General features: G+C 71.6%; 14 protein-coding genes and 1 pseudogene. 5 read left to right on the top strand and 10 right to left on the bottom strand.

Annotated elements, in window-relative coordinates; all coding sequences use genetic code 11:
• Nucleotides 1-126: 126 nt before the first annotated feature.
• A complete protein-coding gene (gene mraZ / locus ACIA8R_RS16580) occupies nucleotides 127-558 on the bottom strand; it encodes a division/cell wall cluster transcriptional repressor MraZ (RefSeq protein ID WP_357705378.1) in 432 nt (143 codons plus the stop codon).
• 466 nt (nucleotides 559-1,024) lie between these two features.
• Here mraZ and ACIA8R_RS16575 point away from each other — a divergent pair, with 466 nt between their 5' ends.
• The 3 genes from ACIA8R_RS16575 to ACIA8R_RS16565 are packed head-to-tail and all read left to right on the top strand — an operon-like array spanning nucleotide 1,025 to nucleotide 5,684.
• Nucleotides 1,025-2,002, top strand: coding sequence for a MoxR family ATPase (locus ACIA8R_RS16575; protein WP_352326975.1), 978 nt, complete (start codon nucleotides 1,025-1,027; stop codon nucleotides 2,000-2,002).
• Nucleotides 1,999-3,261 (top strand): DUF58 domain-containing protein, encoded by a 1,263-nt coding sequence (locus ACIA8R_RS16570; protein ID WP_357705377.1) that lies wholly within the window; start codon nucleotides 1,999-2,001, stop codon nucleotides 3,259-3,261. Before ACIA8R_RS16575 ends, ACIA8R_RS16570 begins: the two co-directional genes overlap by 4 nt.
• The gene (locus ACIA8R_RS16565) at nucleotides 3,258-5,684 is read left to right on the top strand and encodes a DUF3488 and transglutaminase-like domain-containing protein (protein WP_357705376.1); all 2,427 of its coding nucleotides are present in this window, start codon (nucleotides 3,258-3,260) and stop codon (nucleotides 5,682-5,684) included. Before ACIA8R_RS16570 ends, ACIA8R_RS16565 begins: the two co-directional genes overlap by 4 nt.
• An 87-nt stretch (nucleotides 5,685-5,771) precedes the next feature.
• On the opposite strand, the gene ACIA8R_RS16560 is transcribed toward ACIA8R_RS16565, so the two are convergent.
• The 8 genes and pseudogenes from ACIA8R_RS16560 to ACIA8R_RS16525 form a co-directional block, all read right to left on the bottom strand.
• Entirely contained in the window at nucleotides 5,772-6,167 is a 396-nt protein-coding gene (locus ACIA8R_RS16560) for a DUF3040 domain-containing protein (RefSeq protein WP_357705375.1), read from the bottom strand.
• Nucleotides 6,168-6,407: 240 nt separating this feature from the next.
• Nucleotides 6,408-7,649, bottom strand: a complete 1,242-nt coding sequence (dinB, locus tag ACIA8R_RS16555) for a DNA polymerase IV (RefSeq protein ID WP_357705374.1) — start codon at nucleotides 7,647-7,649, stop codon at nucleotides 6,408-6,410.
• A 32-nt stretch (nucleotides 7,650-7,681) separates the two neighbouring features.
• Nucleotides 7,682-8,437, bottom strand: coding sequence for a methyltransferase domain-containing protein (locus ACIA8R_RS16550; RefSeq protein WP_357705420.1), 756 nt, complete (start codon nucleotides 8,435-8,437; stop codon nucleotides 7,682-7,684).
• A gap of 144 nt (nucleotides 8,438-8,581) precedes the next feature.
• A pseudogene (locus tag ACIA8R_RS16545) lies at nucleotides 8,582-8,869 on the bottom strand (MmcQ/YjbR family DNA-binding protein); the annotation flags it as partial.
• 217 nt (nucleotides 8,870-9,086) lie between these two features.
• The gene (nusB, locus tag ACIA8R_RS16540) at nucleotides 9,087-9,497 is read right to left on the bottom strand and encodes a transcription antitermination factor NusB (RefSeq protein ID WP_397039014.1); all 411 of its coding nucleotides are present in this window, start codon (nucleotides 9,495-9,497) and stop codon (nucleotides 9,087-9,089) included.
• Nucleotide 9,498: 1 nt separating this feature from the next.
• Nucleotides 9,499-10,059 carry an elongation factor P gene (gene efp, locus ACIA8R_RS16535; protein ID WP_357705372.1) on the bottom strand — a complete coding sequence of 187 codons (561 nt, stop codon included), beginning with the start codon at nucleotides 10,057-10,059 and terminating at the stop codon, nucleotides 9,499-9,501.
• Between the two features lie 25 nt (nucleotides 10,060-10,084).
• The gene (locus ACIA8R_RS16530) at nucleotides 10,085-11,176 is read right to left on the bottom strand and encodes a M24 family metallopeptidase (protein WP_397039012.1); all 1,092 of its coding nucleotides are present in this window, start codon (nucleotides 11,174-11,176) and stop codon (nucleotides 10,085-10,087) included.
• 305 nt (nucleotides 11,177-11,481) lie between these two features.
• Nucleotides 11,482-13,164 (bottom strand): protein kinase, encoded by a 1,683-nt coding sequence (locus ACIA8R_RS16525; RefSeq protein ID WP_397039011.1) that lies wholly within the window; start codon nucleotides 13,162-13,164, stop codon nucleotides 11,482-11,484.
• A gap of 176 nt (nucleotides 13,165-13,340) precedes the next feature.
• Between ACIA8R_RS16525 and ACIA8R_RS16520 the strand changes: the two genes are divergently transcribed.
• Together ACIA8R_RS16520 and ACIA8R_RS16515 are read left to right on the top strand one after the other, a co-directional pair.
• Nucleotides 13,341-13,811, top strand: a complete 471-nt coding sequence (locus ACIA8R_RS16520; RefSeq protein WP_397039009.1) for a hypothetical protein — start codon at nucleotides 13,341-13,343, stop codon at nucleotides 13,809-13,811.
• Nucleotides 13,811-14,020: a helix-turn-helix domain-containing protein gene (locus ACIA8R_RS16515; protein ID WP_397039008.1), complete on the top strand. Its 210-nt coding sequence runs from the start codon at nucleotides 13,811-13,813 to the stop codon at nucleotides 14,018-14,020. The genes ACIA8R_RS16520 and ACIA8R_RS16515 overlap by 1 nt, the downstream gene beginning before the upstream one ends.
• A gap of 43 nt (nucleotides 14,021-14,063) precedes the next feature.
• Here ACIA8R_RS16515 and ACIA8R_RS16510 read toward each other — a convergent pair whose 3' ends face one another.
• Nucleotides 14,064-15,362, bottom strand: coding sequence for a dicarboxylate/amino acid:cation symporter (locus tag ACIA8R_RS16510; RefSeq protein ID WP_357705367.1), 1,299 nt, complete (start codon nucleotides 15,360-15,362; stop codon nucleotides 14,064-14,066).
• Between the last annotated feature and the right edge of the window lie 51 nt (nucleotides 15,363-15,413).

The following is a 15,413-nucleotide window of genomic DNA, read 5'->3' as shown; positions in this document are numbered from 1 at the left end:
GGTCCCCATCCGCACCCTCTTCGTGGAGTCCGTCCTCTGACACCGGGGAAGGTGCATCAGTTGACGGACAGTGGTTGCGGGTGGAGACCTCGCCGAACGACCTCACCGACGGATCGACCGTGGTCACTACAAGATCCCTGGCAGCACCTCCTCCGACAGATCGGCGAACGCCTGCTCCTGCGCGTTGAGATAGGTGTCCCAAGCCTGCGAGTCCCAGATCTCCAGGCGGGTGTTGGCCCCGATGACGACGCAGTCACGGTCGAGGCCGGCGTATTGACGCAGGCTCTGCGGGATCGTGATGCGTCCCTGCTTGTCTGGTTTCTCGTCGGACGCGCTGGCGAAGAAGACGCGGCTGTAGTCACGCACCGCCTTGGCGGTGACCGGGGCGGTGCTGAGAGCCTCGGTAATGCGCTGGAACTCCTCTACTGGAAAGACGTAGAGGCATCGCTCCTGGCCTTTGGTGATCACAAGACCCTCCGCCAGCTCCTCACGGTACTTAGCCGGCAGGAACAGCCGTCCCTTGTCGTCAAGACGCGGTTGGTGGGTGCCGAGGAACATCGGCGCCACCTCCCGTGCCTCAGCGAAGCGCTCAGCGCTGGCGCACCGGGCCCTCCACTGCGCACCACCATACTCCACTTCTCCCCACCGTCAACTGATCTGAACCGTCTTCGCCATTCGTTTCCGTTGCGTTACCGCAGGTCAGAGCGGTGGAGCGGGATGGGGGGCGCCAGGGGGGCGGCGCAACCCTCATGGGCGTGTCGAGGGTTGCGAAGTCCGGCGGTATAGGGGCTCGCGAGCGGACGCGAAGGCCGGGTGGAGGAAAGTGGGGCGGCCGAGGGGGACAGTGTCACGGGATTCGCACTGCTATGCGACAAGAACAGGAACATCAGCGAGGTCTCCTGGAATATCCACAAATGTCGCTGAAGAACCCACAGCGTCGTAGGGTCGTACAGACAATGGAAAAGGAATGGCATGGCTCCCGTAATGGCACAGTGCGGGACAGCCGTCGCACTATGGAGGCCTGGTGGCACTAACCCATGACGTCCCTCCCCAGCTCGACGAGCTGGTCTCCACCGCCCACCGCATCCGGCAGGCCATCGAGTCGGTGATCGAGGGAAAGAGCGACGCCGTCCGCCTCACGCTGACCGTCCTGCTCGCCGAAGGCCACCTTTTGATCGAGGACGTGCCGGGCGTCGGCAAGACGATGCTCGCCAAGGCGCTGGCGCGGTCCATCGACTGCCCGGTGCGCCGCGTGCAGTTCACGCCCGACCTGTTGCCCAGTGACATCACCGGCGTCAGCGCCTACAACCAGCAGACGCGTGAGTTCGAGTTCAAGCCCGGCCCGGTGTTCGCCAACATCGTCGTGGGCGACGAGATCAACCGCGCCTCGCCCAAGACCCAGTCGGCGTTGCTGGAGTGCATGGAGGAGCACCAGGTCACGGTGGACGGCGTGACGTACCCCCTTGACGCCCCCTTCATGGTGATCGCCACCCAGAACCCCATCGAGATGGAGGGCACCTATCCCCTCCCCGAGGCCCAGCGCGACCGGTTCACCGCCAGGGTCGCCATGGGCTACCCGGAGCCGACGGCCGAGCTGGAGATGCTCGACGTGCACGGCAGCACCTCGCCGCTGGACAAGCTGGAGCCGGTCGCCACGACCGCCGAGGTGCGCGCCCTGATCGAGGCCGTGCGCGGCGTGTACGTCTCGCAGCCGGTCAAGAAGTACGCCATCGACCTCGTCGTGGCCACCCGCCACTCCCCCGACCTGCGGCTGGGCGCCTCGCCCCGGTCCACGCTGCAGCTCGTCCGCGCGGCCAGGGCGCACGCGGCGCTGGCCGGGCGCGACTACGTCATCCCCGACGACCTCCAGGACCTGGCGGTGCCCGTGCTGGCGCACCGGCTGCTGCCCAGCGTCGAGGCCCAGGGCCAGCGCCGCCTGCCCGAGCAGGTGGTGACCGACCTCGTCAGGCGTGTGCCGGTGCCGGAGACGCGAGCGTCGTGAGGGCCGGACTGCGGGCGCTGACCTCCCGCGGCAGGTCGTTCCTGGCCTCGGGGATCGCGGCGCTGCTGATGGCCCTGCTCCTGGGCGAGAACGACCTGTTCAGGATCGGCGTGCTGGTCACCGCGCTGCCGCTGCTGGCCGCGCTGGTGGTGGCACGTACCAGGTACCGGCTGAGCTGCGCGCGGAGGCTGGACCCGCCCCGGGCGGAGGTGGGCGGGGAGGCCACGGTGACGTTGCGCCTGGAGAACGTGACCAGGCTGCCGACCGGGCTGCTGCTGATCGAGGACACCGTGCCGTACGCGCTGGGCGTGCGGCCGCGGTTCGTGCTCGACCGGGTCGAGTCCAAGGGCGTGCGCGAGATCGACTACCGGGTCCGGTCCGACCTGCGCGGCAGGTACACGATCGGGCCGCTGTCGGTGCGCATCGCCGACCCGTTCGGGCTGGTGGAGCTGACCCGGGCGTTCACGATCAGTGACACGCTCGTGGTGACGCCGCAGGTGGTGGCGTTGCCGCACGTACGGCTGTCGGGCGAGTGGACGGGCGGTGGCGACAGCCGTACCCGGAGCGTGGCCGCCGCGGGCGACGACGACGTGGCGCCGCGCGAGTACCGGCAGGGCGACGACCTGCGCCGGGTGCACTGGCGCTCGACCGCCCGGTACGGCGAGCTGATGGTGCGCCGCGAGGAGCAGCAGTGGCAGAGCCGCGGCGCGCTCCTGCTCGACACCCGCAGGCACGCCCACCGCGGCGAGGGCCCGCGTTCCTCCTTCGAGGTGGCGGTCTCGGCCGCGGCCTCGATCGGCGTGCACCTCGCCCACGAGGGGCTGGGCCTGCGGCTGGTCACCGACCAGGGCGCCGAGCACCTGACGGACCAGGGGCTCAGCCACTCGCTGCTCGACACGCTCGCCGTGGTGCGGCACAGCTCGGCCCGCTCGCTGGAGATGGGCGTCTCGGCCCTGCGCCAGGGCGGCGGCGACGGCCTGATCGTGGCCGTGCTCGGCGCGCTCGACCCCGAGGAGGCCAGGGAACTGGCCCGGTTACGGCACAGCGGCGTCACCGGCGTCGCGGTCCTGCTGGACGCCGGCACCTGGGAGGGCGCCGGCCGGGGCTCGCATGAGAACTTCGACGCCGTGCAGGGCGTACTGGCCGGTTACGGCTGGCGGATCGTCCGCCTGCCCGCCGGCACCTCCATCGCCTCGGTCTGGCCGGACGCCGCCAACCGTGGCAGGTACGCGCTCAACCCCACGGGAGGTGCGGCATGAGGCTGACGGGCGCCTCGGGCGTGGCCGCGTTCGCCGCGGCGATCCTGCTCTATCCGCTCTTCCAGGGCGGCGCCTGGTTCTGGACGTCCCTCGGCGCGGTGCTGGCCGTGACGGCCGCCGGGCTGTTCAGCTCCCGCCTGTCGCTGCCCGCCTGGGCCGCGCCGCTGGTGGGGCTGGCCGCGCTGTGGATCTTCCTGACCGTGGTCTTCGCCTCCGGCAAGGCGTGGGCGCTGGTGGTCCCGACCAAGGAGTCGGTGTGGGAGCTGGGCAGGCTGCTCGGCGTCGGCTGGGCCGACATCCAGCGCTACGCCGCTCCCGTACCGCCCACGGACGGCATCACGCTGCTGACCGCGGGCGGCGTGGGCGTCATCGCCGTCGCCGTGGACCTGCTCGCCGCGCGGCTGCGGCGGGCGGCGCTGGCCGGGCTGCCGCTGCTGGCGCTGGCCACCGTCCCGGCGACGATCCTGGCCGAGCCGATCAGCTGGCCCGCCTTCATCATCGCCGCGCTCGGCTTCGTCAGCCTGCTGATCGCCGACGGCCGCGAGCGGGTGGGGCACTGGGGCCGGGCGGTGCTCGTCCGCCGGACCCGGGTGGCGACCGGGCCGCGCCCGGACAACGACGGCGCCAGGGCCGACACGAGCGGCCTGAGGTTGTCGGGCAAGCGCATCGGGTTCGCCGCCATCGCGCTGGCCATCCTGCTGCCCGCCGCGCTGCCGGTGATGGAGCCGGTCTCCTTCTTCCAGTTCGGCGTGGGCGGACGCGGGGGCGGCAAGGGCAACTCGATCAGCATCGCGAACCCGATCGCCAGCCTGAGGGGCCAGCTCGAACTGCCCGAGCGGCGCGTGGTGCTCACGTACAACAACAACGACGACAAGCCCAGGTATCTGCGGATCTACGCGCTGGACACCTTCGACGGCCAGCAGTTCGGCATGACCAAGCCGGAGGGCTCGCCGGACAACAGGACGGAGAACGGCCCGCTGCCGCCGCCTCCCGGGCTGAGCGCGAGCACGAAGGTCACCAACGTGGTGACCAGGATCCGGATGAGCGACGAGATCGAGAAGCTGCAGTTCCTGCCGCTTCCGTACCCGCCGCGGCAGATCCGGGTGGACGGCGACTGGCGCGCCGACGTCGCCACGCTGATGGTCTTCTCCATCCCCGACGAGGCCGCCGGGCTGGAGTACGAGGTCGCCACCGGCGAGCCGGCCGCCACGCCCGAGCTGCTGGAGTCGCTGGAGGGCGTCCAGCCGAGCGTGGACCGGCGGTACCTGAAGCTGCCGGACAACCTGCCGCCGGAGATCGTCCGGCTGGCGCGTTCGCTGACGGCGCAGACCAACTCCAGCTACGAGGCCGCGGTGAAGCTCCAGCAGTTCTTCACCAAGGACGGCGACTTCCGCTACGACCTCAGGACGCAGGGGCACGGCAACTCCGCGCTCCAGGACTTCCTGCTGCGCGACCGTACGGGCTACTGCGAGCAGTTCGCGGCCTCGATGGCGGTGCTGGCCAGGATCGTCGGCATCCCGTCGCGGGTGGCGATCGGCTACACCGGCGGCACGAAGGCCGGCGACAACTGGACGGTCACGACGGCTGACTCCCACTCCTGGCCCGAGCTGTACTTCGAGGGTGTGGGCTGGCTGCCGTTCGAGCCGACGCCGTCCGGGTCGCTGGGGCAGGGCAGCGCGCGGGTGCCGGACTACACGGTCCCGCCGGCGCCCTCGACGACGCCGTCCACCTCGCCGACCAGCGGGGCGACCGACTCCGGCGCCGACGACCCGATCAACCCCTCCACCCGGCGCAACCCGCGCGAGCTCGACCGTGAGGGCCTGATCGCGACGGGCGGCCTGCCGCCGGACGACTCGATGCCGCTGATCGGCAAGATCGGCATCGGCGCGGGCGCGCTGCTGCTGCTCCTGCTCGTCCCGGCGGCGCTGCGGCTGCTCACCAGGAACCGGCGGGTGCGCGCGCTGGGCTGGAAGGTCTCGCGACCGGCCGACGATCTGACGGCCAGGATCGCGACCGCTCACCACCCGTCGATCGCGGCCGTGTGGGCCGAACTGGACGACGTGCTCCACGACTACGGCATGGCCCGCGGCGTCAGCGAGACCCCGAGGGCGCTGGCCAGGCGGCTGAGCGAGCAGTACGAATTCGACGCCGACTCGACGGCGGCCATGACGGCCATCGCGACGACGGTCGAGCGGGTGCTGTTCGCCAGGGACCCGGGCACGATCGGGCCCATGAGAAAGGACCTGCGCAAGGTGCGGCAGGCCCTGGCGGCGACGGTGTCGCGGGGACGGCGGATCCGGGCGGTGCTGCTGCCGCCCTCGACGCTGCGGCGGCTGCGGGCGCTGGGCGAGCGCCTGCTCGACGGGTTCGACCTGCTGGAGAACATCAGGCTGCGGCGGACGGCGGCGTCGAAGGGCGCCTGAGCCGCTCGTCCAGGACCGGACGTGCGGTCGCTCCCCGGAAGGGGAACGGCCGCACGTTCGTCTGTGCCCGGAAGTTCGCGGAGGCGATCAGCGCTCGTCGTGACGACGGCGCCAGCGCTCCTCCATGCGCTCCATGAAGGTGCCCCGGTTGGCGCGCCGGGGCTGCCTGCCCGGGGCGCCCGCGCCCGGAGCCGGCGGGGAGTCGCCGAATCCGTTCATGCGCTTCCAGCTGGACAGACCCCACAGACACGCGGCGAGCATGACCACGAAACCGCCGACGCCGAGCGGGATCTGACTCATGACCACGCCGACCATCATGATGACGACGCCGAGGGCAAAGCCGATGGAGGCTTTGATCAGGCGACGCTTGTAATGGCTGCGCGGGTCACTGATCCGTACGGTGTTGGCCCACTTCGGGTCCTCGGCGTAGAGGGCCTGCTCGATCTGGTCGAGCAAGCGCTGCTCGTGCTCAGAGAGCGGCACGGCGCCTCCCAAGGACAGCCCCAGGACGGGGAAGACGGCAACGGACGACACGGGGTGTCCGAACCTCGCGGTCGGTTATCCCCAGAATACGAGGCTGTAGACGTAGGCGAAAGCAAACGTCCAACGCAGACCAAACCGGAGGTGACGTCATGGCTCCATTGTGGACCATCTCTCACCCCTCTCCCCAAAATCGCGACATCCTTCTCCTACCCGACTGACCGATCGAGTAGGACATGGGCGTCATGTCTCTATTTCATCAAGCTTGCCACGTACCAGCGACGCCGGGAGCACCGCATCGGGCCCAAATCTCCGGATCGCCTTGTCCATCGCCTGTTCGGCCTCGCGCCAGCCGGTCTCGCGCTCGCCCAGACCGAGTTGGTGGGTGGCCTCGCCGGCCGGGCGGAGGTTCTCCATCCGGACCCCGACCAGGCGCAGGCGCACGCGCTGGAGACCGGCGGCCTCGAACAGCTCGCAGGCGGTGGCGTAGATCACCTGGGCCACGTCGGTCGGCTCCCGCAGGGTGCGCGACCTGGTGATCGTGGTGAAATCGGCCCGGCGCAGCTTCACACTTACAGTTCTGCCCACGTGTCCGCCCTTACGCATGCGGGCCGCCACGCGCTCGGCCAGGCGCAACAGCTCGCGCCGGATCACCTCGGGGTCGTCGACGTCGGCCGCGAAGGTCTCCTCGTTGCCGATGCTCTTGTCGGGCACGTGCGCGGTCACCGGACGCTCGTCGCGCCCCCAGGCCAGCGTCGCCAGGTGGCCGCCGACGGCCTGCCCGAGCTCGCGCTGGAGCGTGTTCAGGGGCACCCTGGCCAGGTCGCCGACCGTGCGGATGCCGAGCCGTACGAGGGACTGCTCGGTGCGCTCCCCCACGCCCCACAGCGCCGAGACTGGCAGCGGATGGAGGAAGTCGACCACCTCACCCTCGGGCACCACCAGCAACCCGTCGGGCTTGCACTGCTTGGAGGCCAGCTTTGCCACGAATTTGCTGCCGGCCACCCCCACCGAGCAGGTGATGCCGTAGCGGTCGAGGACCTGTTCCCTGATCATGGCGGCGATCGCCGCGGGCGGGCCGAGCCGCCGCCGGGCGCCGCCGACGTCGAGGAACGCCTCGTCGGAGGCGATCGGCTCGACCAGCGGGGTGATCGAGTGGAAGATCTCCATGACGCCCCGGGAGACCTCGGAGTACTTGCCGTGGCTGGGCGGGATGATCGTGGCCTGCGGGCACAGCCGGCGCGCCCGGCTCATCGGCATCGCCGAGTGGACGCCGACGGCCCTGGCCTCGTAGGTGGCGCTGAGCACGACGCCGCGCCCGGCCGGCGAGCCGACGATCACCGGGCGGCCCCGCAGCTCCGGCCGGTCGAGCAACTCGACGCTGGCGAAGAAGGCGTCCATGTCGACGTGGAGAATCGGGCAGCCGCTGTCATCGGCCCCGGTCCGCGGCGCGGGGCCGATGCCTGTGATCTGCTTGCGGGACACGCCGTCGATTCTATCCGAACAGACGTTCCAGACTAGGGGCGGCGGCCGAGGACGTGCACCTGCGTGGCGACGTCCCGCAGCACGGGGTGGACGGCGGCGGCCTGCTCCAGAGCCACGAGCGCGTCGGCCGCCCCGGGCTCGCCGTCGACGAGCCTGCTGGGCACCAGGTCGGCGAAGACCCGCACCCCGTGGACCGCGCCGACGGTGAAGCCCGTGGCGGTCAGCAGCTGCGACAGGGTCTCGGCGGTGAAGCGCCTGGGCGTGGGGTCGCGGTCGCCCCACGTGCCGCGCGGGTCGGCCAGGACGGCCCTCGCCTCGTCGAACTGCCCGGCCAGCGCCCGGTGGATCGCGCTGGCGACGGGGTTGGCGGCCAGGACGCTGACGGCGCCGCCCGGACGCAGCAGCCCGGCCACGGCGGCCAGCGCGGCGGTCGGGTCGTCGACGTACTCCAGGACGCTGTGGCACAGGACCAGGTCGGCGCTGTCGCGGTCGAGCAGGTCGCCGAGGTCGGCGGTGTCGCCCTGCAGGCCGCGCACGCCCACGCCCTTCTCCTTGGCCCGGCGCTCCAGCGCGGCCAGCGAGTCGGGGCTGGGGTCGACGACGGTGACGGTGTGGCCCAGCTCGGCCAGCGGCACGGCGAACCCTCCGGTGCCCCCGCCGGCGTCGACGATGTCGAGCGCGTCACGGCCGACGGCCTGGGCCCGCTCGGCCAGCACCGAGCGCAACGCGCCCCAGACGACGGCGGTGCGCACCGCCGGGGTCTTCGTGGTGACGCCTTCTGCTCGCAACGTCGGCTCGCCTCTCTCTCCTCCGCGGGCGGCCCTCGCCCTGTGCGGACGGGCCCAGCCTACGCCGTACGCGCCGTCGCCCGCAGGCCGGACCTGACCGTCGAACGCCGCCGCCACCCTCTTGGGCGCCCTCAGCCGCCAGGCGTCGGTCAGCAGCTCGGCCGGCTCGCCGGTCGCCACGGCCGCCAGGCGCACCAGCACCGCGGCGTGCCCGTCGTAGGGGGACGTGGTGAAGAACGTGCCGGGGGCGGCGGCGATCAGCTCGTGCTTGAGTTCCTCGCCGCCCACGGGCACGACGAGCACGCCGCCCTCCTCCGTGATCCGCGCGAACCACCGGCTGCGCACGTAGAAGCCGGGCGTGCCGTACATGGGCTTCTCGGCGGTCTCGGGGAGCGCCAGGGCCAGGGCGCGCGCCTCGTCTTCGGTCACCATGGACCTGATGCTGCCACGGGCGGACGGGGGCCGGAAAAGGGCGCGTCGCGGCTGGTGACGCGCCACTTCCCCGGACCGGCTCGGGGCCCGCGGACAGGCCGGGGGCCTCGCCCGGAAGGCGGCCCGACCCCACGACGGCGCGCCTTCCCTCGTCTCTCGCGAGCCGTACGGGCCACGTGAGTGGAACGTACCTCAAAACGGCCTTCGCGGCCTTTGTCTAAAGGGTGAGGCTTGGCTTGAGTTGCTTGAACCGGGCCAGCAGCCCGTTGATGAACTGCGGCGACTCGTCGGTCGACAGCTCACCCGCCAGGTGCACCCACTCGCTGATGACCACGCCCTCCGGCACGTCGGGCATCCACAGCAGCTCGTACGTGCCACCGCGCAGCAGGTTGCGGTCGACCGCGGGCATGCGGTCGAGCGTCCAGCCCTCGGAGTAGGTGGTGATCAGCTCGTCGATGCGGACGTGGTGGCGGGCGACGCCCTCGACGATGGTCGAGGTGTACTCGTTGACCGGCGGCTCCTGCCGCTCCACGCGCTCGGCGAGGATCCGCAGCGGGTCCTCCGAGCGCAGCTCGGCCTCGAAGAGGATGTCAAGGGCGCGCCTGCGTGCTTTGCCGCGTGCAGACACCTCAGGCCCGGCCGAGGTATTCGCCGCTACGGGTGTCGACCTTGACCTTCTCGCCGGTCGTGATGAACAGCGGCACCTTGATCTCGGCGCCGGTCTCCAGCGTGGCGGGCTTGGTGCCGCCGGTCGAGCGGTCGCCCTGCAGGCCGGGCTCGGTGTTGGAGATCGTCAGCTCGACGGCGGCGGCCAGGTCGACGTAGAGCGCGGAGCCCTCGTTGAAGGCGATCGTGGCGAGGGTGTTCTCCAGCATGTAGTTGGCGGCGGTGCCGACGGTGCGGGCGGGCACGTTGACCATGTCGTAGGTCTCGGTGTCCATGAACACGAAGTCGTCGCCGTCCTTGTAGGAGTACTGCATCTCGCGCTTGTCGACGTTGGCCACGTCGACCTTCACGCCGGCGTTGAAGGTCTTGTCGACGACCTTGCCGGAGAGCACGTTCTTGAGCTTGGTACGCACGAACGCGCCGCCCTTGCCCGGCTTGACGTGCTGGAACTCGACAACGCTCCAGAGCTCACCGCCCTCGAGCTTCAGCACCATGCCGTTCTTGAGGTCGTTGGTCGTCGCCACTCGTTCTCTCCCGCGTGTGGCCGCTCTAAAGGACGAGCAGCTCCTTGGTCGTCTTGGTGAAAAGTTCCGGACCGCCCTCACGTGTCACGAGGGTGTCCTCGATGCGAACCCCGCCCCGCTCGGGGAGGTAGATCCCCGGCTCGACGGTGATCGGAACTCGATCCTCTAGTCTACCGGTCCTGGAGGGGCCCAGGAACGGGTCCTCGTGGATCTCCAGGCCGACGCCGTGGCCCAGGCCGTGCCGGAAGTGGTCGCCGTGCCCGGCGGCCGCGATCAGGCCGCGTGCGGCGGCGTCGACGTCCTTGGCCTCGGCTCCCGGGGTCAGGGCGTGGCGGCCGGCCCGCTGGGCGCGTCTGACCAGGTCGTAGAGGTCGCGCTGCCAGTCCGCGGGCTCGCCGAGGCAGACCGTCCTGGTCATGTCGGCGTGGTAGCCGTGGTATCGGGCGCCGAAGTCCATGGTGACCAGGTCGCCGGCGCGCAGCTCGCGGTCGGTGGGGGCGTGGTGCGGGATCGCGCCGTTCTCGCCGGCGGCGACGATCGTGTCGAACGCGGGCTTGTCGGCGCCCAGCTCGGTCATGCGGTTGTCGAGCAGGCGGGCCACGGCGCGTTCGGTGAGGCCCGGCGCGATCAGCGGGAGCACGTCGGCGAAGGCCTGGTCGGTCAGGGCGCAGGCGGTGCGGATGAGCTCCAGTTCCGCCTCGTCCTTGACCGCGCGCAGTTCCTCGACCAGCGGGCCGAGCGGCACCAGGCCCCCGCCCTCGCCTCCGCCCGCGTTCAGACCCGCGTTCAGGCCCGCGTTCAGACCCGCGTTCAGGCGGCGGAAGGTGGCCACGCTCATGGCGGCGGCCTCGATGCCCGCGCCCGGCTCGGCGAGCCTGCCGGCCACGTCGGGGGCCTCGACCGCGGTGACGTCCAGGGCGCGGGTCATGTCGATGTAGCGGTTGTCGGTCGCCAGCAGCGCCGAGCCGTCGGCCCTGACCAGGACGGCCGCGTTCGAGCTGACCAGCCCGGTGAGGTAGCGGACGTTGACGGGGGAGGTGACGAGGAGCGCGGGCACCTCGTGCGCCGGCAGCGCCGCGGCCAGGCGTGCGCGGCGCGCCGGGTAGTCGATGGTCATCCCGCCAATGTACGCGCGCCCCCGCCCCTCCCCCACCCCGGCCGAGAACCCGATCAGGAGCCCGCTCGGGAGAGGCTGGACCGGAGGGCCCGTCCGGGCGTGGGCGGTCAGGTGTGGGCGGTCGGGTGGGGGTGGTCGGGTGGGGGTGGTCGGGTGGGGGTGGTCGGGTGGGGGTGGTCGGGTGGGGGGTGGTCGGGTGGGGGTGGTCGGGTGGGGGGTGGTCGGGTGGGGGTGGTCGGGTGGGGGTGGTCGGGTGGGGGTGGTCGGGTGGGGGTGGTCGGGTGGGGGTGGTCGGGTGGGGGTGGTCAGTTGAGGGCGAAGTCGTTCAGGAACGAGGCGAGCGGGCCTGACAAGGGGGCCTCGCCCTTGCTCTGGGCGCGGCGTAGGTCCTCGTAGACGTGGGCGATCTCGTTGCGGGCGGGCTTGAACTGGCCCTCCTGGAGCTTCCTGGCGGCCTTCCTGAGCTTGTCGTGGGCCTTCTCGGCGACCTTGGGGTCGATGTCGCCGATCTTCTCCTGGGAGGTCAGCGTCTGGTCGAACTTGATCAGCCAGTAGTCCCAGCCGCCCGCCGGGGGCCGGTCGGCGCTCAGGGTCGTCTTGGGGCCGACGGTCTGGACCAGGCCGGTGGCGATGTCGCCCGGGGTGAGGTCGGTGGGGGCGAGGTCGGTGGGCGTGGGGTCGGGCTCCTCGGGGGCCGGACCGGCGGTGAAGGTGATGGCCGGGGACAGGACGGCCGTGGGCGGCGTGCTCGCGCTCGGCTCGGCCGCCGGGGTCTCCTTGCCGGAGCCCAGCCACATCACCATGCCGACGGTCACGACGGCGATGACCGCGACAGCGATCCCCATCTGGACCAGCAGCTTGTTGCCGGTGCGCGGAGGTGCGGGGTCCAGGTCGGCGGACTCGTAGACGGCGGTGTCGCCGGCGCGCGGGACGCCGTTGAAGTCGTACACCTGGGTGTCGCCCGGCCGTCCCGCCTGCGCGCCGGCCGGGGCGCCGACAGGGCTTCCGGCGGCGTTTCCGGCAGCGGGGGCCGCGCCCGGGGCCGCGCCGGGGCGGGCGATGGCGGCCAGGGCCCGGCGGATGGCCTCGCCGCCGGAGGGACGCCTGGCGGGGTCGGGCGCGAGCATGGCGAGGACGAGCCGGTCCAGCTCAGCGGGGATCTCGGGCCGGAGCGCACTGGGCGGGACGACGCCGTGCCCGCCACTCCCGGGCCCCGCACCCCCGGGACCCGCACTCCCTGGCGCCGTGCTTCCCGGGCCCGAAGTCTCGGGACCCGCAGTCCCGGGGGTCGTGCTTCCGGGTGCCGGGCTGCCGGGGCCCGTGGTTCCGGGGGTCTGGCCGGGGAGGGCCCGCATGCCGGTTACCGGCAGGTCAGGGGTGGAACCGGGCGGGCGGCCGCAGAGGAGTTCGTAGCAGACGGCGCCGAGGGCGTACAGGTCGGCGGCGGCCGTGGCGGGACGGCCGGAGGCCCGTTCGGGGGCCAGGTAGCGGCGTTCGGCCTGGGACGGCTCCTCGTCCGGGAGCCCGAACCCGACGACCTTCAGCACCCCGCTGGCCGCCCGCCGGAAGCTGCCGGAGTCGATCTGCCCGTGGAAGACCCCGGCGCGGTGGGCGGCGTCCAGCCCGGCGGCGGCCTGGCCGACCAGGTCGCAGACCTCGACGATCCGCAGGGGCCCCTCGGCCGCCAGGTCCTCACCCAGGCTGGTCCCGGTGAGGAACTCGGTCACGAGGAAGGGGGCGCCGTCCTGGTCGCCCACGTCGAGGACCATGGCCACGTTGGGGTGGATCACCCTGGCCACCGCCTGGGCGTGCTGCTTCAGCGCCTCCCTGGCGGCCTCGCCGGCCGCCCCCGCGCCCAGGATCTTCACGGCCACGACCCAGTCGGCGCGGGTGTCGTAGGCCCGCCACACCTCACCCATCGGACCGCTGCCGATGAGCTCGTCAAGCCGGTACCGGTCGGCGACCATCGAAGGCGTAGCGTCGGACATATCCCCGCCAAAAACTCGAAAAGTGGGTTATTTCCGACCAACCATAGGGCCCTCCGGCCCCCGCCGCCCCATGATCCACACTTCACACCCCGCGCCACACAGCGCCGGCCACCCCTCGAATATCGTTATTTACGATTATCGTTACGGCAACGAAGTGCATCCATCGGCTTGAGGTCGTGCTGAGCATCGCCGGCGTGACGCCGCCCGTGGCCCCCGTCCCGGGGGTGGAGATCGTCAGTGCCGCGGCGGACGTGCCCCTCCGCCCGGGGGGACCCTCGCCCGCGGCGGCCCTGCTCCACCTCCTGCAATGGGCGCCGCCCACGGCGACCGGGCTGCTCTCGCTGTACACCGTGGTCCGCGCGTTGCGCAGGGCGCGGTCGGGAGACCGGGCGCTGTTCTCCGCCGTGACGGCCGGGCACCTGCGCCGGCCGGGCTGGATCCTGATCACCGGTTCGCTCGTGTCGGCCGCGCTCGGCACGACGGCGCAGGCCATACTGTCCGGCATGCTGCTGACGACCGGCCCGGCCTTCGTCCCGCGGCCGGACGCGCCGCCCGCAGGACTCGTGGCGGGCCTGTGCGCGCTCGGGGTCTCGGAGATCGTCCGCCGGGGCGTGGTCCTGCTCGACGAGGTCGAGGCCACGATCTGATGCCCGAAGGCGCCATCCGGGTACGCCTGGACGAACTGCTCGCCCAGCGCGGCATGACGCTCACCGAGCTGTCGCACCAGGTCGAGATCACCGTCGTGAACCTGTCGATACTCAAGAACGGCCACGCCAAGGCCATCCGCTTCTCCACCTTGACCCGGCTGTGCGAGGCCCTCGGCTGCCAGCCGGGAGACCTGCTGACCTACGACTGAGGGCGGGCGGCCGTACGGCCACCCGCCCTCGAAGCGACATCGGTCAGGCCGTCGCGGGCTCCGGGCCGCGCGACGGGCGGACCGCGGCGGGAGCGTCGTCGAGCGGCTGCGGCGGCGCGTTGAACACCGCCTCGTCCAGGCGGCCCTCCGAGCGGGCCACCAGGACCGGGACGACCATCTGGCCCGCGACGTTGGTCGCGGTGCGGATCATGTCGAGGATCGGGTCGATGGCGAGCAGCAGGCCGACGCCTTCGAGCGGCAGGCCCAGCGTGCTGAGCGTGAGCGTCAGCATGACGATCGCGCCGGTCAGGCCCGCGGTGGCGGCCGAGCCGACGACCGAGACGAACGCGATCAGCAGGTAGTCCCCCACCCCGAGGTGCACGCCGAACACCTGGGCCACGAAGATCGCGGCGAGCGCCGGGTAGACCGAGGCGCAGCCGTCCATCTTGGTGGTGGCGCCGAAGGGCACCGCGAAGGAGGCGTAGTCGCGGTCCACGCCGTTGCGCTCGACGGTGACGCGCTGGGTCAGGGGCAGCGTGCCGACCGAGGAACGGGAGACGAAGGCCAGCTCGATGGCGGGCCAGGCGTTACGGAAGAACGTGATCGGGTTGACCTTGCCCCAGACCGCCAGCAGCGTCGGGTAGACGGCCAGCAGGACGATGAAGCAACCGATGTACACGCCGACGCTGAACTTGGCCAGCGGGGCCAGCAGGTCCCAGCCATAGGTGGACACGGCCTTGCCGATGAGGCCGGCGGTGCCGATCGGGGCCAGGCGGATGACCCACCACAGGGCCTTCTGCACCAGTTCGAGCACCGAACGGCTGAGGTTGAGGAACGGCTCCGCCTTCTCCCCCACGGCCAGGGCCGCCGCGCCGAGGACGACACCCAGGAAGACGATCTGGAGGACGTTCACCTCGGTGAAGGCCGTGACGATGTTGGTGGGCAGGATGCCGGTGACGAAGTCGAGCCAGGTGCCGGCGCCCTCCATGTCGACGGCCTTGGCGGCGCCGGTGTCGAGGGTGACGCCCTGACCCGGGTTGATGATCAGGCCGAGCGCGATCGCGAAGGCGACGGAGATGAAAGCGGTGATCAGGAACCAGAGCAGGGTCTTGGAGGCCAGGCGGGCCGCGCCGTTGACGTTGCGCAGGTTGGCCACGCTGACCAGCACGGCGGTGAACACCAGCGGCGGCACGGCCAGCTTGAGCAGCTGGACGAAGAGCTTGCCGACCTGGGTCAGCGTCTCGGCCAGCCAGGCCACGTCCCAGATCTTGGCGACGAACCCCAGGGCGATGCCGGCCGCGAGGCCGAGCAGAAGCTGAAGGGAGAAGGTGAATCTCTTCACGGGAGGAAGGCTCCGGAAGTCAGGCATGCCACAGCGAAGGTGGGCACGCAG

The sequence above is a fragment of the Nonomuraea sp. NPDC051191 genome (genome assembly GCF_044455665.1).
Taxonomy (GTDB): domain Bacteria; phylum Actinomycetota; class Actinomycetes; order Streptosporangiales; family Streptosporangiaceae; genus Nonomuraea.
This window is presented reverse-complemented; position numbering and strand designations above follow the sequence as displayed.